The organism is Aeromonas sp. JL9, assembly GCF_024436075.1.
In the GTDB taxonomy this organism is placed as follows: Bacteria; Pseudomonadota; Gammaproteobacteria; order Enterobacterales; family Aeromonadaceae; genus Aeromonas; species Aeromonas veronii.
Genome location: NZ_JANFNV010000002.1, coordinates 96,124 through 112,975 on the forward strand (window position 1 = coordinate 96,124; position 16,852 = coordinate 112,975).

The 16,852-nt window shown below is 57.3% G+C and carries 30 protein-coding genes and 1 other RNA gene; 29 read left to right on the top strand and 2 right to left on the bottom strand.

The features are described 5' to 3' along the window. The first annotated feature begins 36 nt into the window (after positions 1-36). Both NOM06_RS02360 and NOM06_RS02365 read left to right on the top strand, forming a co-directional pair. Complete coding sequence (locus NOM06_RS02360) at positions 37-2,556, top strand: M66 family metalloprotease (RefSeq protein WP_255909600.1); 2,520 nt, start codon at positions 37-39, stop codon at positions 2,554-2,556. A 132-nt stretch (positions 2,557-2,688) separates the two neighbouring features. Beyond that, on the top strand, positions 2,689-3,045 hold the full coding sequence (locus NOM06_RS02365; protein WP_255909602.1) for a hypothetical protein: 357 nt from the start codon (positions 2,689-2,691) through the stop codon (positions 3,043-3,045). A 121-nt stretch (positions 3,046-3,166) separates the two neighbouring features. Here NOM06_RS02365 and NOM06_RS02370 read toward each other — a convergent pair whose 3' ends face one another. Together NOM06_RS02370 and NOM06_RS02375 are read right to left on the bottom strand one after the other, a co-directional pair. Beyond that, positions 3,167-3,493 (bottom strand): hypothetical protein, encoded by a 327-nt coding sequence (locus NOM06_RS02370; protein ID WP_255909604.1) that lies wholly within the window; start codon positions 3,491-3,493, stop codon positions 3,167-3,169. Position 3,494: 1 nt separating this feature from the next. After that, positions 3,495-4,310, bottom strand: coding sequence for a S24 family peptidase (locus NOM06_RS02375; protein WP_255909613.1), 816 nt, complete (start codon positions 4,308-4,310; stop codon positions 3,495-3,497). A 144-nt stretch (positions 4,311-4,454) separates the two neighbouring features. Here NOM06_RS02375 and NOM06_RS02380 point away from each other — a divergent pair, with 144 nt between their 5' ends. The 27 genes from NOM06_RS02380 (at position 4,455) to NOM06_RS02510 (ending at position 16,769) form a co-directional block, all read left to right on the top strand. Then, positions 4,455-4,715 carry a helix-turn-helix transcriptional regulator gene (locus tag NOM06_RS02380; protein WP_255909615.1) on the top strand — a complete coding sequence of 87 codons (261 nt, stop codon included), beginning with the start codon at positions 4,455-4,457 and terminating at the stop codon, positions 4,713-4,715. A 10-nt stretch (positions 4,716-4,725) separates the two neighbouring features. Next, complete coding sequence (locus NOM06_RS02385; RefSeq protein WP_370688895.1) at positions 4,726-6,747, top strand: transposase domain-containing protein; 2,022 nt, start codon at positions 4,726-4,728, stop codon at positions 6,745-6,747. Positions 6,748-6,804: 57 nt separating this feature from the next. Next, a complete protein-coding gene (locus NOM06_RS02390) occupies positions 6,805-7,737 on the top strand; it encodes an AAA family ATPase (RefSeq protein ID WP_255909619.1) in 933 nt (310 codons plus the stop codon). After that, positions 7,737-7,967, top strand: coding sequence for a hypothetical protein (locus NOM06_RS02395; RefSeq protein ID WP_255909620.1), 231 nt, complete (start codon positions 7,737-7,739; stop codon positions 7,965-7,967). Before NOM06_RS02390 ends, NOM06_RS02395 begins: the two co-directional genes overlap by 1 nt. After that, on the top strand, positions 7,967-8,179 hold the full coding sequence (locus NOM06_RS02400; protein WP_255909622.1) for a hypothetical protein: 213 nt from the start codon (positions 7,967-7,969) through the stop codon (positions 8,177-8,179). The genes NOM06_RS02395 and NOM06_RS02400 overlap by 1 nt, the downstream gene beginning before the upstream one ends. Positions 8,180-8,217: 38 nt before the next feature. Next, positions 8,218-8,499, top strand: a complete 282-nt coding sequence (locus tag NOM06_RS02405) for a hypothetical protein (RefSeq protein WP_255909624.1) — start codon at positions 8,218-8,220, stop codon at positions 8,497-8,499. Between the two features lie 14 nt (positions 8,500-8,513). Continuing rightward, complete coding sequence (locus NOM06_RS02410; RefSeq protein WP_255909626.1) at positions 8,514-9,134, top strand: DUF3164 family protein; 621 nt, start codon at positions 8,514-8,516, stop codon at positions 9,132-9,134. A gap of 8 nt (positions 9,135-9,142) precedes the next feature. Next, positions 9,143-9,439 carry a hypothetical protein gene (locus NOM06_RS02415; RefSeq protein ID WP_255909628.1) on the top strand — a complete coding sequence of 99 codons (297 nt, stop codon included), beginning with the start codon at positions 9,143-9,145 and terminating at the stop codon, positions 9,437-9,439. After that, the gene (locus tag NOM06_RS02420) at positions 9,429-9,713 is read left to right on the top strand and encodes a hypothetical protein (protein WP_255909630.1); all 285 of its coding nucleotides are present in this window, start codon (positions 9,429-9,431) and stop codon (positions 9,711-9,713) included. The genes NOM06_RS02415 and NOM06_RS02420 overlap by 11 nt, the downstream gene beginning before the upstream one ends. Beyond that, positions 9,706-9,948 (top strand): ANR family transcriptional regulator, encoded by a 243-nt coding sequence (locus NOM06_RS02425; protein WP_255909641.1) that lies wholly within the window; start codon positions 9,706-9,708, stop codon positions 9,946-9,948. Before NOM06_RS02420 ends, NOM06_RS02425 begins: the two co-directional genes overlap by 8 nt. After that, the gene (locus NOM06_RS02430) at positions 9,948-10,412 is read left to right on the top strand and encodes a hypothetical protein (RefSeq protein WP_255909644.1); all 465 of its coding nucleotides are present in this window, start codon (positions 9,948-9,950) and stop codon (positions 10,410-10,412) included. The genes NOM06_RS02425 and NOM06_RS02430 overlap by 1 nt, the downstream gene beginning before the upstream one ends. Continuing rightward, positions 10,409-10,840 carry a hypothetical protein gene (locus tag NOM06_RS02435; protein WP_255909646.1) on the top strand — a complete coding sequence of 144 codons (432 nt, stop codon included), beginning with the start codon at positions 10,409-10,411 and terminating at the stop codon, positions 10,838-10,840. Before NOM06_RS02430 ends, NOM06_RS02435 begins: the two co-directional genes overlap by 4 nt. A gap of 96 nt (positions 10,841-10,936) precedes the next feature. After that, an RNA gene (locus NOM06_RS02440) (hammerhead ribozyme type II) lies at positions 10,937-11,010 on the top strand. Between the two features lie 41 nt (positions 11,011-11,051). Then, positions 11,052-11,309, top strand: coding sequence for a hypothetical protein (locus tag NOM06_RS02445; RefSeq protein ID WP_255909649.1), 258 nt, complete (start codon positions 11,052-11,054; stop codon positions 11,307-11,309). A gap of 216 nt (positions 11,310-11,525) precedes the next feature. Further along, positions 11,526-11,771, top strand: coding sequence for a hypothetical protein (locus tag NOM06_RS02450; protein ID WP_255909667.1), 246 nt, complete (start codon positions 11,526-11,528; stop codon positions 11,769-11,771). Continuing rightward, positions 11,764-12,273 carry a hypothetical protein gene (locus tag NOM06_RS02455; RefSeq protein ID WP_255909670.1) on the top strand — a complete coding sequence of 170 codons (510 nt, stop codon included), beginning with the start codon at positions 11,764-11,766 and terminating at the stop codon, positions 12,271-12,273. The genes NOM06_RS02450 and NOM06_RS02455 overlap by 8 nt, the downstream gene beginning before the upstream one ends. Then, the gene (locus tag NOM06_RS02460) at positions 12,263-12,877 is read left to right on the top strand and encodes a gp16 family protein (protein ID WP_255909672.1); all 615 of its coding nucleotides are present in this window, start codon (positions 12,263-12,265) and stop codon (positions 12,875-12,877) included. Before NOM06_RS02455 ends, NOM06_RS02460 begins: the two co-directional genes overlap by 11 nt. Before the next feature lie 177 nt (positions 12,878-13,054). Further along, entirely contained in the window at positions 13,055-13,486 is a 432-nt protein-coding gene (locus NOM06_RS02465) for a hypothetical protein (RefSeq protein WP_255909674.1), read from the top strand. Positions 13,487-13,579: 93 nt separating this feature from the next. Further along, the gene (locus NOM06_RS02470) at positions 13,580-14,056 is read left to right on the top strand and encodes a Mor transcription activator family protein (protein ID WP_255909676.1); all 477 of its coding nucleotides are present in this window, start codon (positions 13,580-13,582) and stop codon (positions 14,054-14,056) included. Positions 14,057-14,164: 108 nt separating this feature from the next. Continuing rightward, complete coding sequence (locus NOM06_RS02475; RefSeq protein ID WP_255909677.1) at positions 14,165-14,635, top strand: lysozyme; 471 nt, start codon at positions 14,165-14,167, stop codon at positions 14,633-14,635. A 1-nt stretch (position 14,636) separates the two neighbouring features. After that, the gene (locus tag NOM06_RS02480; RefSeq protein ID WP_255909679.1) at positions 14,637-14,945 is read left to right on the top strand and encodes a hypothetical protein; all 309 of its coding nucleotides are present in this window, start codon (positions 14,637-14,639) and stop codon (positions 14,943-14,945) included. Then, complete coding sequence (locus NOM06_RS02485) at positions 14,930-15,541, top strand: hypothetical protein (protein ID WP_255909681.1); 612 nt, start codon at positions 14,930-14,932, stop codon at positions 15,539-15,541. Before NOM06_RS02480 ends, NOM06_RS02485 begins: the two co-directional genes overlap by 16 nt. Next, complete coding sequence (locus NOM06_RS02490) at positions 15,538-15,777, top strand: TraR/DksA C4-type zinc finger protein (RefSeq protein ID WP_255909693.1); 240 nt, start codon at positions 15,538-15,540, stop codon at positions 15,775-15,777. Before NOM06_RS02485 ends, NOM06_RS02490 begins: the two co-directional genes overlap by 4 nt. Then, positions 15,767-16,090, top strand: a complete 324-nt coding sequence (locus NOM06_RS02495; RefSeq protein ID WP_255909696.1) for a DUF2730 family protein — start codon at positions 15,767-15,769, stop codon at positions 16,088-16,090. Before NOM06_RS02490 ends, NOM06_RS02495 begins: the two co-directional genes overlap by 11 nt. Before the next feature lie 11 nt (positions 16,091-16,101). Further along, on the top strand, positions 16,102-16,395 hold the full coding sequence (locus NOM06_RS02500) for a hypothetical protein (RefSeq protein ID WP_085735808.1): 294 nt from the start codon (positions 16,102-16,104) through the stop codon (positions 16,393-16,395). Positions 16,396-16,401: 6 nt separating this feature from the next. Next, positions 16,402-16,620, top strand: a complete 219-nt coding sequence (locus tag NOM06_RS02505) for a hypothetical protein (RefSeq protein WP_255909699.1) — start codon at positions 16,402-16,404, stop codon at positions 16,618-16,620. A gap of 8 nt (positions 16,621-16,628) precedes the next feature. After that, positions 16,629-16,769: a hypothetical protein gene (locus NOM06_RS02510; protein ID WP_255909701.1), complete on the top strand. Its 141-nt coding sequence runs from the start codon at positions 16,629-16,631 to the stop codon at positions 16,767-16,769. The last annotated feature ends 83 nt before the right edge of the window (positions 16,770-16,852 follow it).

The following is a 16,852-nucleotide window of genomic DNA, read 5'->3' on the forward strand; positions in this document are numbered from 1 at the left end:
CTCATTCCCGGTAGCAATATGAACGAGAACCCGACAATGACCACAAATGTGACCCGAATCGCTGCCCTCATCATGGCAACCCTGGCGGCTGGCCCCTTGTCTGCCACCACCTCGCCCCTGATATTCAATGAGACGACACCGCAAAGCGATCTGACCGGCAGCCTGGCTGCCAGCGTGCAGTTTGCCCAGAGCCAGATCCTGCCGTCTCATCCCAAGGAGGGGGATCGCCAACCCATCCTGACCAGCCTGCGCAAGAGCCTGCTGCTGGTGAAACCGCTCCAGGCCGACGGGGTGACCCCGATGACGGTGGAGGCCCGTGACGGCAGTGGCACGCTGCTTGGCGCCCTGACCTTGTCACCGCCATCGGCGCTGCCCGAGACTGTCTACCACCTCGCGGGGGTTCCCGAAGGGGGAGTGAGCTTCATCCCGGAGAGCGGCACCACTGCCGTCATCAGCAGCAGTGCTGATTTGGCCAAACTGAACGACAAGAGCGGCGCCTTCCTCAAGGAACGGCTGACTGGTCGTGCGCTGGTGGAGATCCAGACCGCCGACGGCCGCTGGGTTCGGGATATTTACCTGCCCGTGAGCCCGGAGCTGGAGGGCAAGATGGTGCGGATCCGCTCCAGCGCCGGTTATAACTCGACGGCCTTCTATGGCGAGCGACAGGTGACCGTCTCCCGTGGCCAGACCCTGCAGTTCAAGTTTGCCAATGGGCAGTGGTTCCGTGAGGGGGAGCTGGAGAACAACCGCATCACCTATGCTGCGGATACCTGGAGCGGCGAGCTGCCTGCCGAGTGGATCCAGCCCGGACTGAACCTCTCCGTTCGTCAGGGCAATCTCAGTGGTGAACTGCGTGACATCAAGGTCGGCGCCCCCGGCGAGCTGCTGCTGCACACCATCGACATTGGCATGCTCACCACACCACGGGATCGCTTTGCCTTTGCCAATGACAAGGAGGCACATCGCGAATACTTCCAGACCATTCCGGCCAGCCGGATGATTGTCAGTCAGTATGCACCGCTCTCCCTGCCTGAGGTGATGCTGCCCAACGGTACATTGCTGACCGACTTTGACCCGAGCGAAGGGGGCTGGCATGGCGGCACCATGCGTCAGCGCATCGGCAAGGAGCTTATCTCCCACGGCATCGACAATGCCAACTACGGCATCAACAGCAGCGCCGGTGAAGGGGAGGGGAGCCATCCCTTTGTGGTGGCCCAGCTGACGGCGCACAACAGTCGCGGCAAGTATGCCAATGGGGTTCAGGTGCACGGTGGTTCCGGTGGCGGTGGCATCGTCACGCTGGATGATTCGCTGGGCAACGAGTTCAGCCACGAGGTGGGCCACAACTTCGGCCTTGGCCACTATGTGGATGGTTTCCGCGGCTCGGTTCATCGCAGTGCCGATCAACTCAACTCCAGCTGGGGCTGGGACAGTGACAAACACCGTTTCATCCCCAACTTCTCGCCGACCCGCACCAATGAGGAGGCCTGTCTGGATGGCCAGTGCCAGCCACCGTTCGATGGCCGCAAGTTTGGCCACGATGCGATGGCGGGCGGCCGCCCTCTCTCCGGCGCCAACCGTTTCACCCTCTATACCCCCAATTCGGCCGCCATCATCCAGCGCTTCCTCGAGAGCAAGGCAGTGTTCGATGCCAACTCGGCCACCGGCTTTAGCAAGTGGAACAGTGCGACGGCCAGGATGGAGCCCTATCAGCACACAATCGAGGGGATCGAGAAGGTCGATGCCCCCATGGATGCCCTGAGCGAGGCCGGGCTGAGTGCCCTGCTGGCGGATTACGGCTTGGTCAGGGTCGCCATGTGGGATGGTCGCTGGACCCGTGATATCCGGGTGCCGGTTGCCTCTGCGGACAACCGGGGGCGCAGTCTGACCATCGATCACGGGGCCGGTTACAACAGTCGCCTTTTTATCAACGGCAAGGAAATTGTGGTGAACCGGGGCTTCAAGAAGAGCTTCACCTCGGATGGCCTGAGCTGGGTGCAGGTCTCCCCCATCGATACCAAGGTTGCGCGCAAGCCCGAGCAGTTCGGCGTGCCGGTGACCACCCTGGTGGGCTATTACGATCCGCAAGGAGCTCTGCGCAGCTACATCTATCCGGCTCTGCACGGCGCCTACGGCTTCACCTATCCGGATGACAGCAACACCCTGTCCGGCAATGACTGCCAGTTGCAGGTGGAGACCCGCGATGGTCTACAGCGCTTCAGGCTGGCCAATCACAGAGCGGCCAGCAGCGTCATGAACAAGTTCCACATCAACCTGCCCACCGCCAGCGAGCCCGGCCGCGCCACCATCCAGTGCCGTGGCCAGACACTGGTACAGCAGAGCTTGCTGCCACCGCAGCAGGCGCTCTCCTTTACCGTCAACGGGCGGCCGCTGGAGCAGGGCGTGGTTGAGAACCAGCCTCCGGTGGTGACCGTACCGGCGCAGCTTGGCGGCATCGGCGGTGAGTGGCTGACCATCACTGCCGAGGCGAGGGATCCCGAGGGGGATGCGCTCAGCTACCGCTGGCACTTCCCTACGGGCTGGCAGGTTGTATAGAACCTAGAGAATTGATCATTGCAAGGATCCACCATAGACCCCGGGAATAAGTTGAATTCCTGCGGCATAAGTGGGATCTGGACTGCGCGGACATGGTGGGATAAGGTGGGATTAAGTTAACAGGAGGCCACCATGATAAAACCGCGCAACTTTGCACAGCAGCTATCGCCTGAGATGCTGAAAGCGTTCGATGATGAAGTCAGGCGCCACGGATACGGCCAGAGCCAATATCTTGCAGACTGGTTGATGGAAAGAGGCGTTAAAACCTCTAAATCAGCGGTGTGCCGCTATGAGGTGGCGCTAAGGGAGCAGGATGGAATCAACGCGCAGGGCGGCTCTGTGAAGGCCATTGTGGCCACTCAGGGCGGCGCCATGGATACGCTACCAGGATTGTATCGAAGGCTGGGAGAGCTGGAGTTTGAACGGGCTGAGATACTCGGGATGATACGGGATAAGCTGGCAGAAGAGTTTGAAGCAGGGGCGCAATAAGCGCCCCGTTTCTTTTGCGTTATCTCCAACAGGTCAGTTTTGATCACTGATCTGAAAATCGGCCAAAAAATCCGAGTGAATTGATCACTGGTGATTTTGAAAAGCGGCCTTTAAACAGGCTTTAAACACTGTTTCTTCCCAAACCAGGGTTGAAGTCCCAGCCAGGCTCGATGCCATCATCAGATGAAGGTGTCTTGACACTTCCTGATGCCAGCAACTTTTGATACTCATACTTTGAAATCTGCCGAACACCACACTTGCATCCATTGCTATTGGGAGGAAAGTGCGTTTTCCACCATGGGTCATCAACCGGTAGCACCACTCCTTTCCACTGAGGATGGCAAGGTACAATGTTTGGGCCAAGGGTATACATCAGGTATGGCATAGCTCGCTTAGTACGTTGAATTCTTTGCCATTGTTGTGCTGCTCTCTCTATTTTCTTCTCCATATCACTCTCCTACATCGTGGGCGATGTGAACAACCTGACCGATTACCTGGAAGGTGTGCTGCTCATCCTTCGGCACCTCGATCGGCTGGTAGTGCTTGTTGTCGCTAAGCAGCAGCCAGGCGCTCGGCAGCACCTGCAGGCGCTTGACCCATAGCTGGTCATCGTTGCGCACCACGTAGATATGGCCATCGACCGGCCGCGTTCGGCCAAGATGCACCACCAGGGTGTCGTTGTTGCTGATGGTGGGCTCCATGCTGTCGCCTTTGCTCCAGACGATCGCCAGCTCTTTCTCGTCAAACCCGCGCCATCTCAGCCACTTACGCCTGAATGCAAGATGCCTGCACGGCTCCAGCTCGCCCTGCGTAAGGCTGCCGTGGCCTGCCGATACCTGCACTCTGTATCCCGGGATCAGCGCGAACTCATCCAGAAACGCAGAATAAACCGTTGCATTCTCATTGACGCCAGTCAGCGTGATCTTGGGTTGCTCATAGGGTGTGCTGGAAGGGGCTTGATGCTCAACATGAACCCCATCTGGGAAAAGGCCTCTTTTTTCAAGCTCGTCTAAAACGTACTGAGGAAGGATCGATGCGTGATATTCGAATGCTTTGGTACCTGACCGCTTACGTTTAACTCCATCCTTCCCAGCGCTTAGCCGCTCCAGCTCGTCCCTTGCTCTTCTGTCCGTTGTGGGCATTCCTTCAATACCAGCAACTTCGGACGCAATGACCCATGGCGTCCGTTTGTCACCATGAGATTCGGACGCTCCGTCCGTTTCGTTATTTTCAGCGTCCGATTTATCTAAGCTATTGTTTTTCATCCTATTAACCTGTTTTTGTTATGTCGTCTTCAAATCACGAAACGGACGATACGAAAATAAATTCGTCCGTTTGTATTGCCTTTCCGTCCGATTCGTCTCTATACTCTCGTTAACTTAGTCAGTTAACCAAGTCGAGTTACTAAGATGAGTAATTACAGAGTGTCGCAGAAACGGACGGAAAATGGGAGTGACTGGCATCGCGCAGATGTTGTTGCCGCCTTGAAAAAGGTTGGGATGTCAGTTTCTCAGTTGTCACGCGATGCAGGGCTTTCCGCTTCTACATTGCAAAACACCTTTCGGGCTCCTTGGCCTAAAGGAGAGCGCATCATTGCTGATGCACTCGGACTTTCCCCAGAAGATATCTGGCCTAGCCGGTATCAACCCCTTTTGAAGAAAGCAAGCTGAGGGGGCTGGTATGGAATGGTTCACCGCAAATGAGGTCGCTGGTGTAGCAGGAATGCCAACATCAGAAAGACGTTCCAGGGATCAGCTTAATCGTCTGGCCGATGGCAACCCTGACAAATCCCGCCAACGCGAAGGCAGCAAGGCGACTGAATACCACATCAGCATATTGCCCCCCACCGTCCAAGCCGCCCTGCTGCGCAAGTCCGGCAAGGTCAAGGTCGGCAGCATGACGCTGGATCTTCCCAAGCCAAAGGCCCCGCGCTACTGCAAAGAGCAGCTGTGGGCCAACTGGAGCAAGGCCAACGACAAGGCGCACGACAAAGCCAAGGAGCGGGTCAAGGCCGTGCAGGCTGTGCATGCGCTGGTTGCCAGTGGCAGCACCCTGATGCAGGCCTACGAACATATCTCTGCCGAGTTTGATATCGCCCTGCCGACCCTGCGCCGCTACTGCGCCGCCGTGAAAGGCTTTGACGATAGCGACTGGCTGGCGGTGCTGGTGCCAAAACAGCAACAGGCCGCGCTCGAAAACCGCGCTGGCAAGCTGGCCAAGGTGAGCGAGCAGGCGTGGGAATTCTTCAAGACGGATTACCTGCGCAAAGGCAAGCCAAACGCTGCCAGCTGCTACGAGTTTCTGAAAACAGCCGCCAAGGAACATGGCTGGGTTATTCCAAGCCTTAACAGCCTGATGCGTCGCATGGATCTGGAAGTGCCGAAGGCCCAGCAGGTGATGTTGCGCGAAGGCGAGCACGCGCTGATGCAGCTCTACCCGCCGCAAGAGCGTTCTATCGAAGGCCTTGAAGCGATGGAGTGGATCAACGGCGATGGCTACCTGCACAACGTGTTTGTGAAGTGGTTCAACGGCGAAATATTGCGCCCGAAAACATGGTTCTGGCAGGACGTTTACAGCCGAAAAATCATCGGCTGGCGCACCGATATCAGTGAAAACACTGACTCGATCCGCCTGTCGCTGATGGATGTGTGCAGCAAATACGGCATCCCCCGTGAAATCACCATCGATAACACCCGGGCGGCGGCCAACAAATGGATGACCGGCGGCGTGCCGAACCGCTACCGCTTCAAGGTCAAGGAAGATGACCCGGTGGGGATCATTCCGATGCTCGGCATCAAGTTGCACTGGTCCAGCGTGCTGTTGGGCAAGGGCCACGGTCAGGCCAAGCCGATCGAACGTGCCTTCGGTAATGGCGGGCTGGAAAACTACATCGACAAGCATATGGCGCTGGAAGGCTGCTACACCGGCCCGAACCCGATGGAAAAGCCGGACAATTATGGTGAACGGGCGGCGGATGCAGTTGATTTTCTGCGCATCGTTGCCGAAGGCGTGGCCATGTACAACGCCAAGCTGGGCCGCAATACCGAGGCCTGCCGTGGGGTGATGAGCTTCGACCAGGCATTCGAACAGAGCTATGCCCAGGCTACGGTGCGCAAGGCGACCAGTGAGCAGCTGACCATGATGCTGTTGCAGTCAGAAGCCTGCCGTGTCGACCCCAAGCACGGGTCCATCACGCTGGAATCTGGCGGCACCATCCGCGACCGCAAAAACCGTTATTACCACCAAGATCTTGCTCCGTATGCAGGCCAAAAAGTGGTGGCACGTTTCGACCCGCAGCGCCTGCACGAGGCGGTGATCGTCACCACCCTCAATGGCTTGCATATCTGCGAAGCGACCTGTCTGGAGAAAGTGGCTTTCGGTGATACCCAAGAGGCCCGCGAGCACAAGCGCAAGCGCACCCAGTTCGTCAAGGCCAACAAGGCCGCTGCACTGGCCAAGAAGTCCATGTCAACGATGGAGGCCGCCGCGCTGCTGCCCAGCATCAGCGACGAAGAGGCGCCAGAGGCCAAGGTGGTAGAGATGGTGCGCCCCGTTTCACTAGGCAATGCCGCGCTCGCTGTCCAGCCAGCTCCGGCCATCGCCACCCAACAACAGCCAGAAGCTGCACCGGTTATCGACTACGAGGCCCGCTTTCAACGGGCTGCCGAAGCCATGGCTGCAAAGCAGAAAAACCGGATTTAACCGGCATTTAAACCACAAAAAAAGCGGCCATACGGGCCGCCTGAAAGGAGTAATTCAATGACCAATGTAGTCGCACTCGACCAAACCGGCAATACCGATGCCATCACCCGCATCAAGGCGCTGCTGGAACAGAACATCGTTACCCAGGCGCAGATCGCCAAAGAGATCAGCGTCAGCCCATCCACCGTCAACCAGCTGCTGAACGGCAACTACAAGGCCGACCCTGCGCCGATGCTGCAAAAGCTGGCCAACTGGCTAACCGCCCGCGACCAGCGTGCCGATGCACCCCGCGATCCCGGCTTTGTGATGACCGAGACCGCCAAACAGATCATCGCGGATATGAACTACGCGTTGGCCACCGAGAGCATCGTCATCATCCACGGCATCTCTGGCGTGGGCAAAACCACCGCCCTGCGCGAGTTCCAGCGCCAGAACAACAACGTCTGGGTGATCACCACCTCCCCGAGCCGCAGCACCATGACCGAATGCATGTATGAGCTGGCCATGGAACTGGGGATGGAGAACGCCCCCCGCCTGCGTGGCCCGCTGGCCCGCGCCCTGCGCCGCCGCCTGCTCAACACCAAAGGATTGATTGTGGTGGATGAAGCGGACCACCTCGACCGCCCCACGCTCGAAGAGCTGCGGATTCTGGTGGAGGAAGTGGGGACCGGCATGGTGCTGGTCGGCAACTCCCGCGTTTACACCCAGCTGACCGGCGGCCAGCGCAGCGAGGATTTCGCCCGCCTTTACTCCCGCGTGGCCAAGAAGCGCGCCCTGACCAAGGCCAAGAAGGCCGATGTGATGGCCGTCGCCAGCGCCTGGAACATCGAAGGCGATGCCGAGCGCAGCCTGCTGGTGCAGATCAGCGAACGCCCCGGCGCCCTGCGACTGGTCAGCAAGAACTTGAAACTGGCGGTGGCCTGCTCCGGTGGAGAGCCGCTGACCGAGCAGGTACTGCGGTACGCGTTTAACGAGCTGGAGGGGGAGTGATGGTGGCTATCTGGTTCAAATTCTTATGCTGGCTTGGCCGCAAATACCCTGCATCAGGGCTGCCGATTGCTCGTGTTTATAACGCCGTAGGTAGCGAGCACTACACCCTCTATCGAGACGGGATGGTGGTGGTGGAATCAGTTGATGGAAGCTCCATGAATGTATTGCCATTGGCGTTTTGCAGCCTGTCTCTCGTTAAAGAATTCACCAAAGAAACAGGGGGTAAGTGATGAACGCAGCCAAGGAACAAACCAGTTTCTTTGTCGTTAACAACTGGACCCACATTCACCTGCTGAGCGGTCGCCCAGGCGTGGTGGTGGATAGCAACAACGGCCAGGTGACCATGCAAGACAATACCGGCCGTCAGGAGATTTTCGACCAAGACCGGCTGCACCTCACCTGGGCGCCGCTGAACAGTGATTCACAAGGAGAGCAAGCATGAACATCCATACCAACCCAATCGGAATCAAGGCCCAGCGTATGGCCAATAAATTGCGCCGGTTCGGATGCCAGGTGCTGGCCATCAAAGCAGCCCGTCAGCGTCCGATGATCGAAATCGCCTATCCGACCGACGACCTGCGCAAGAACGCCGTCGAGATCATCGAACAGGTCGATGGCCTGCGCCGCCGCGCCTACGCCGCCCGCGAGAACGGCTGCATCGTCCACTGGCGTGAAACCGCCACCCGTGACGAGTTCGAGCGCACTGCTGATATGGCAGCCAGCGAATACATGGCCTATCGGGCCGCCGGTTTCCCCGCTTAACAGGAGCAAACAGCATGACCACTACCACCGAAAACAAGACCGAAACCCTGTACCGCAACGCCCAAGGCCATATGGTGCCGTATAGCCTGATCAAGACTATCGACCTGCTGCGCGATGACGTGGTGCGCCGTCAGATTGCCATCGCGCTGGAGCTCAAGCTGCACATGGCCGCCACCAAAATCCAGATGCAGCAGGAGCTGGAAGACTATCTGGATCTCAGCGCCAGCGAGTACGGCGTCACCTACGGCGGTGCCAAGGGAAACATCACCCTCACCTCGTTTGACGGCTCCATGAAAGTCGAACGGGCCATCGGCGAGCATCGGGTTTTTGATGAACGGATCCAGGCTGCCAAAGCACAAATCGATGCCTGCATCGAGCGCTGGTCAGAAGGTTCAAACGACAAGATTGTCGCCCTGGTTGACCACGCATTTCGCGTCAACAAGCAAGGCAAGATCGATGTGAATCAGGTGCTCAGCCTGCGCAATCTGGCCATTGAAGATGCCGAGTGGAAGGCGGCCATGGACTCCATCGCCGATGCCATCACCACCGTCAGCAAGAAGGAATACATCCGCCTCTATCAGCGCGAACCGTCTGGCAAGTACGTGGCAATCAACCTCGACTGGGCAAAGTTGTGAGGCCTGACATGAACACAATCACCGCTGAGTTGGCAAAACAGTTTCTGCTGGCCGGTCTGCTCTCCTTCAAGAGCGATACAGATGGCAGTGACTTCGAAGATGGCACCTATGAAAACGGCGTGCGAGATGCCTTGGCATGGGTATGCGGGTTCGGCAGCGAGCCGCTGCTGGAAAGCGAGTATCCGGAGTTCGCCGCCAACATCGAGCAAGAACTGATTGAAGCAGTGATGCGCGGCCCTGTTGGCACCAATGCCGGTGATGCGCTTCGCGCCGCCATCGACAACGCCAAAGCCGATGGAGTTTGAAACCCGTTATGGCCCGCTGTACGTCACCCGCCACGCTATCGAGCGCTGGGTGCAACGTACCGGCCGCAGCGAACTGGAAATGCTGGGCGCCCTGTCACGGGCTTGGCGCCCAAGCAAACGCCAGCTGCGGCGGATCCGGCAGCGCGAGGCGGGATGGAGCCCGCGCCGGATCCTCGAATGTGACGATGCCTATTTCATCTTGAAGAACGGCTCCATCGTCACCGTGTACGACAAGCAAAAAAACAGATTTGAACAGGAGTTACACCATGGCTAATGCAGTGTTGAAGGGCGACGAGATCGCCCACCAAGTCGCAAAGAACCCGAACGGTTATCTGGCACTGGCCACCCAGGCCGCCCAGCTGGAGCGTGAAGAGCGTTATGCCGCCGCAATGGAGATGTGGAAAGCCGCCGCCAAGGCCGCCAAGAACCAGCTCAACGTGGAGTATGCCCGCCAGCGCGCCGCGTTCTGCCTGACCTGCATCCACCGTTTTGGCAAGAGGGCAGCGTGATGGCTATCAGCAAAGAGCAATGGCAGGCCATCGCGGCCGAGCTGAAGTCTGGTTGGGTATCAATGTTGTTCAGGCTGCATGGCCACGAGGTTTATGTGACCCGTGAACGCAAGAGCGAAAGCACCACCGTGTTGGCTGTGTATATCGATGGCTCTGTCAAAGGAGCATGGATGAAGGTGATCGAAGATATCGACCAGGCTGACGAGTTTATGAATAAGGTGGTCAAGCAGGTTTTCTTCCACAAGTTTCACAAGCGTTATGGCAAGAAACAGCTGGAGGAGTACGCCAAGTGCAAGCGTCAGTGTGGTGCCAAGTTTGCCAATGAGCTGTATGGCAAGGATCCGGAGAAGCAGGGAACAACCTACCTGTTCCCCGCCTTCGGTAGCAGCACTGCGCTGGTGCGCCAGTTCAAGAAGATCGAAGGGCTGGAGCTGGTCAGCGAACTGAAAGAGGTGGCCGCATGAAAATCAAGCTTACTGATGAGGCGTTGATACAAGCCTTGCGTGATGTGATGGCCAGATCAGCCTGTAGCTGGGGAATTTACAACTACGTGGGTGACCGCCAGCAAATCGCTGAAGACAGATATGAGCGGCTTGTTGATGTGCTGGTGCCTCAAGTCTGCTACCGCCTCAAAGGGCATTCTGATGCCGTGGTAAGAGCTCGGATTCGCAAGCTTGCTCCTGAACTTGGCCTGACTATTTCTCAATACAAAAAAGGCACATCAATTCGTGTGCATGCAACAAAAGAGTTAAGCCAAGAACTAAAAATGCTGGCTGAAAAATGGTGGGAGTTAATGGGGTACTGCAAGGATGAGTTGCGGCCACGGGTTGCCGGTCATCGACTTCCTGATTCGGAAGCGGAACTTCGCAGCGTAGTAGGTGGGCCGTTATGAAAATAAGCCGCCGAACCTTTCGCATCCTCGCCGTGGTGTGGGGATTGGTCTGGGCCGTGCTGATTGTCGGCGCCGTCCACTTCGTCAAAAACCAATAAGCGAAACCATGCCGGGCGGTGCTCGGTATGGTCTGCCCAGCGTGGTGGCTGGGCACTGATGAGCAGCCGACCGGGCCCGGTCATAACCCACTCCTGAAACCAGAGAGGACGCTATGACCCGAGAAGTGCTGAACAACCTGTTAAACCGGCTCTATGGCGAGATGACCATAGCGCTGAATTGGAAGGAAAAGCTGGTGCTGCAGCGCCGCTTTATCGCCCTGTCGCGGGGCGCCAGAAAGTACCGCGCACACGATCTTGCCGGTGATGCCCTGCGTGGCGCCGAGCAACTGCTGGCAGAACTGGAGGCAGAACGCCTGCATCGGATGGATGGCAAGGGGGCCGTATGCACGGTGAATACACTCCTCCAATGAAACCTGGTCTTCTTGAAAAAAGGCTAGAGAGCGGAAAAGCCAGAATCGACCAAGAAATGGGGCTGGAAAAGCTATGCAATCGATGCGGTGAGTATTGGCCGCAAGATACGACCTTCTGGTCTGAATGGAAAAATGAAAAGTCACTAGACGGACTACAGCACTACTGCAAGGCCTGCGAGCAAGAGGTAGGGCGGGAACGAAGAAGGAGAAAGCGCCATGGCACTGACCCGCTACCAGCGCAGGATGGTGAATTACGTCAAAGCCAACAAGCCGTGTTACGCAAAGCGCCGCCACAAGGGCCTGAGCAAAGCCGAGCTGCGTGAACTGGAAGAGCAGGCCGATGGCGTCGCTATCTCCTGGTTAGACCAAACGGTACCGCGCTGGCGTGAAGGCCAGCCACCCAAGACCAATAAAGTGATTGTGACCGCCTCGGCGGATGATGAGGATGAAGACGATGAATGACATCACCGACCAGCAACTGAAAAAACTGGCAGGCATGATTAAGGGCTTTCGCGACTATCGCCATATGCCGGTGCGCGATATCGCGATCGGCCTTGGCCTGAGCCTGAACTGCATGTTTGAAGCCACCGCCCAACTGCGCGAGCGCGGCATGATTGAGCCGAAGAGCGACGTCGGCATGGCTGATCTGGCGCGCTATCGCCAGCTCGACAAGCTGATGGCCACCAATCCAAAGACCAAGGTCGAGGCCGCAGTGCGCGCCATCTATGGTGAAGACACCGCCAAGACCCGCTACAAGCTGCGCTATCTGATCGAGGCCTGCCGTGATGATGGCTATCTCGATGCCAGCAATATCCAAAAGCTGAAGGTGGAGCCCATCAACCACAGCCACGGCCGCGTCAGAAACAGCACGCTGCGCTTTATTCCTATCGCCCAGGTCGAGCCGGCGGCGCTGGCCGCTTTCGTCGGCATCTGCCAGATGAACGGGGGCCGCCATGCAGCCTGATGCCAAGCGTCTGCTCAAGATCGTGCAAGTCGGCCGCCGCGAACTGGGGCTGGATGAGGAGGACTATCGCGCCCTGCTGGAGTCCGTGACCGGTGCCCGCTCTGCCAAGGGGCTGAGCGCGGCCAAGCTCGATGCCGTCATCACCGCCATGAAGGGGCTGGGGTTCAAGGTCAAAGGGGGCGCCCAGGTTGCTGGGCGCCGCTCCCCGCCCAGTTCGGCCAAGGTGCAGGCGCCGGAGGTGCGCAAGGTGCGCGCCATCTGGATCACCATGTACAATGACGGATTCGTGCGCGATGGCTCGGACGATGCGCTGGGCAGCTACATCAAGCGGATGACCGCCAACGCCAACGGCGGCGCCGGTATTTCACGACCGGAATGGCTCACCTCGGCACAGTCCGAGCGGGTGCTGGAGGCGTTGAAGAAGTGGCATATCCGCCTGATGACCGCCGCCATTATCGAGCGCGGGGATATCGTCCCCGCATCACGCGGCCACCAGATTGATGCGATGCCGGGCTATGACCTGATCCGCGAAGCCTATGAAACCCCCGGCTGGCGGCCAGCGCAGATAATGGTGATCGATAGCAGCAAGCCGGTGAATGGCTAGAAGGAAAATTTTTGTGATAAGAATCAGGTGTTACTGGTGCAAGAAGTACGTATCACAAGAGGTTGTTGTTCGCCGTGACGGGTTGGGTTTTTGCTGCAATGAATGTGTCGTTGAGTTTGTGAATAATGATTTCCAACCAAAATCACACGTTAAAAAGACAGGTAAAGGAGAATTGAAATGTCCAAGATAAGCGGATTTGTTCTTGCAGGGTGCGTTGTTGTTGCGCTGGTGCGTAGTGGCATTTCATATCTTGAAGCAGAAGAGAAGCAGCAGGTAAACATCAGTCTGCAAGGCGTTCAGGATGGCATTGACCGTACTCCAGCTGTTAAAGCCGGTTTTAGCCAACTTTCAAAGCTGTGCCCTACCATTGTGGAAGCCAAAGATTTAGTCGTCACCCATGAGCAGGGGGATCTTCTTGTATGGCGAAACGAGAAGCTTGGATGGCAAAGCGATTACTACTTCAAGGCGGTTGACCGTGGTGGGGAAACTCACCACTTTTATCTGCGTGATGATGGCAAGAACGAGCTGATCATCAACGCAAAGCAGGCCAGCTTGGACTGGTGTGGTATCAAGCAGAAGATGGACGGATATTACCTGACTACCTTCTAGCCCGTGAATTGGGCGGCCAGATCCACTGCGTTATCATACAAACACCCGGCATCGTCCGGGTGTTGCTTTATCTGGAGATAGCGGAGGGTTGCGATGCGCAGCGAACGAGACAAAGACACCATCGACATGTTCGGGTGTGAGGTGGAAAAAGGCGAGATTGCGGCGGAGCTGGATCGGCTGTTTGAGGATGAATCCAGTAACGGCTGGCCGGAGGTGCTGCGCGAGCTCTACAACCTGATCGAGCGGGTGGTTGAAGAGCACCACGACTACAACACCTTCTCCATCACTCTGCTGTCAGAGATATGCAACGCCTTCGGTGGTGATGAGTTCTACCTGCCAAAGGGAAAGCGGATTGCCGGTATATTGCGCGGCATTCGGGTATGGAAAGAGTTCAAGGGAAACAACGCGTTCGAACTAGCCAAGAAATACGATGTTACAGTGCGTGAGATTCAATATATCATCGCCAGAATGAGACGGGTTGAACGGCAAAGACGGCAGCCAGATTTGTTTTCTGGTACTGAAAATGAATTGAAGTTGCCAAAAACAAAAAACGGAAGACCATATTCATAACAAAAGCAGCCAACAGGCTGCTTTTTTGTTTAGCGTGAAATTCGCCACCTGAGAGATTTTTCATTTCAAAAGCACACTTGACGAAATTCATTATTTCTCAGGTGTGCCATGTCTTCTATCAGAGCGCTTATTAAATTCGAGGAGGGTTGGGAGCCAAAACCATATCTCTGCACAGAGCGTTATCCCACCGTTGGCTTTGGTTTTCGTATCGGGCCGCAAGGTGCAGATATAAAGCTCTATCAATTCACCTTGCCGCTGGCCGCAGGCGAAGCGTGGCTGGATGAATATCTGGCGAAGATGGAACGCGAGATGCGCACCATCCCGCATCTGGCCGATGCGCTCGACGCTTGCGCCCCATCTCCCGCCCGCACTGCCGTGCTCTACTCCATGGCCTATCAGCTGGGGGTGAAGGGGCTAGGCAACTTCAAGAACACCCTTGCTGCCGTGGCCCGTGGCAACTGGGAAAAGGCCGCTGCTGGAATGCTCGATAGTCGCTGGGCCAAGCAGACCCCCAAGCGCGCCCAGCGCCACGCCGAACAGATGCGCACCGGCCTATGGGCCAGCGTGTACGGGGGCTGACATGGGCCGCAACTGGGAGTGGAGTTTTAACCATGGCCGCGAGCAGCGGCTGAAACGGGAGCGCGAGGCGGCCGAACAGGGCATCGCCGAGTGCGATGTCGATCGCAACGTGCCGCTCCACAGCCGTGACGGCACCATGCAAAGCCAGTTCAAAAAAGGGTGGTGTTCCGTGACGCCATCCGAGATCTACGACGCCCGCAACCGCCACCGCTTCAATATCCTCACCACCTGCAACGGCAAGGCCGCAGAGCACTGCGCCCGGCTGCGTGCGCTATTCAAGAAGGATGAACCATCATGCCACTCCCGTTAATCCCCGCACTGGCCGCGCTGGCGGTGCAGCAGGGCCCCGCCGTGATACGGGGTATTGCCAGCCTGTTTGGTGGCAGCGAAACCGCAAACAAGGTCGCCGATATTGTCGAGCAGGTATCCGGCATCGGTCTGACTGCTGCCCAGCAGCAGGCCAGCATCGAAGAACAGTTGAATCGCATCACCGATCCGACCGTGCTGGTCGAGCTGAAAAAGCTCAAGAACGAGATGGAGAAGGAGCAGACCCGCCGCATGGAGCTGCAACTGGCCGACCAGCAATCCGAGCAGGCCACCACCCAGCAGACCATCCGTGATGGCGATGGCGCCAAAGATGAATACGTGCGCCACACCCGCCCGCTGATGGCGCGCCAGAGCTGGCAAGCCGGGGCGCTCTATATCGTGCTGTTCACCGTGCTGAGCGCCTTTGGCTATGGAGACGGCCCCGATTTCGAAATGGCCATGCTAATGCTCACCCCGGCTTGGGCCTATATGGGCCTGCGCACCCTCGACGGTTTCGCCCCCCATCCCAAGGCCAGCGGCCAGAAGGTGGGCGCGGTGATCACCGGCACTGTCTCCAAGCTGCTGACGAGGGCCAAATGACCGACCTTTTCGACCGCGCACAACAACAAGAGCAGGAGTTTCGCGAGCGGGCTATCGCCAACGCGCGGCACCACCGCCAGGAACAACCAGATCAGGATGAGCACGGGAATCGCTTTTGCCTGAGCTGTGGGGAGCAGATCGCCGCCGCGCGACTGCAGGCCGAAACGGATGCGGTGCGCTGCGTACCGTGCCAGAGCCGTAATGAGAAAGCGGGGAGACATCGCTATGGAGTTTGATTGGATCCCCAAGTGGTGGGGGGTGATTACCACGGCCGTTGCAGTGCTGGCCACCGTCGCTCTGTTATGGCTGAGCAAGACGTTCGTGCGCCGCGAGGAACTTAAGGAAGTGAGCACGAGTATGGACGAACTGACCAACCGCGTTACCAGCCTCGAAAGCCGCGTTGATCGCTTGCCAACGCAAGAGCAGTTCAATGAGTTGAGTATTCAGCTTGAAGAGTTACGGGGCGACATGAAGGCGCTTACCGCCCAGCTGAAACCGACCAATCACCTGATTCAACTGCTGCTTGAGCAGCGTTTAAACGAAAAATAAACGGGGGTTATATGAGCAGTAAAGAGTTTGTGCTGGAAGACCAACGCCTGATCATCCTGAAAGAGCTGAAAGACCAGAACGGCTACGAGACCAATGACTCCATCCTTGATGTGGTGCTCGAAAGCTGGGGCCATCGTATCAGCCGCGATGCGGTGCGCACCCAGATCTGCTGGCTGGAAGAGCAGAATCTGGTCACCACTCGCACCATGGGCGAGTACCTGATCGCCAAACTGACCAGCCGTGGCTTCGATGTCGCTAAAGGCGATGCCACCGTGCCGGGTGTCAAGAAACCGCGTCCGGAGTGATTAATCATGATAGTTAAAAACAACTTGAAGCCACACCAGCAGCGAGTTTTAGACGAAAAGATCGATCTTGATGAGAAGTTGATTAAGTTGCGCGCTTTCTTTGATACGGAAATTTTTGTAGGTCTTGATGAGAAGGAAAAGTCACGGCTGATTAGACAGCTGACGCACATGGATGGTTATAGCGCGGCCCTCGCTGACCGCATAGCCGCATTTTCAAACAGCTAATGAAGGCGATGATGATCGATATTAACCGCCTGCTGGATATCACCGCCATGATGGGCGTCGGCTACCTGATGGCGCTGGTGCTGTTTGGCGATCCGGTCACCGCATTGTGGGGCTGCACCGCCCCGCTGATTGACAAGCTGCTGGGGTAGTTATGGGCGATTTTTTTGAGATCGGATCTATCGTTCAGTTCATTCTCGGTGGCCCATTGATGAGCGTCTCTTCAGTTAAGGCT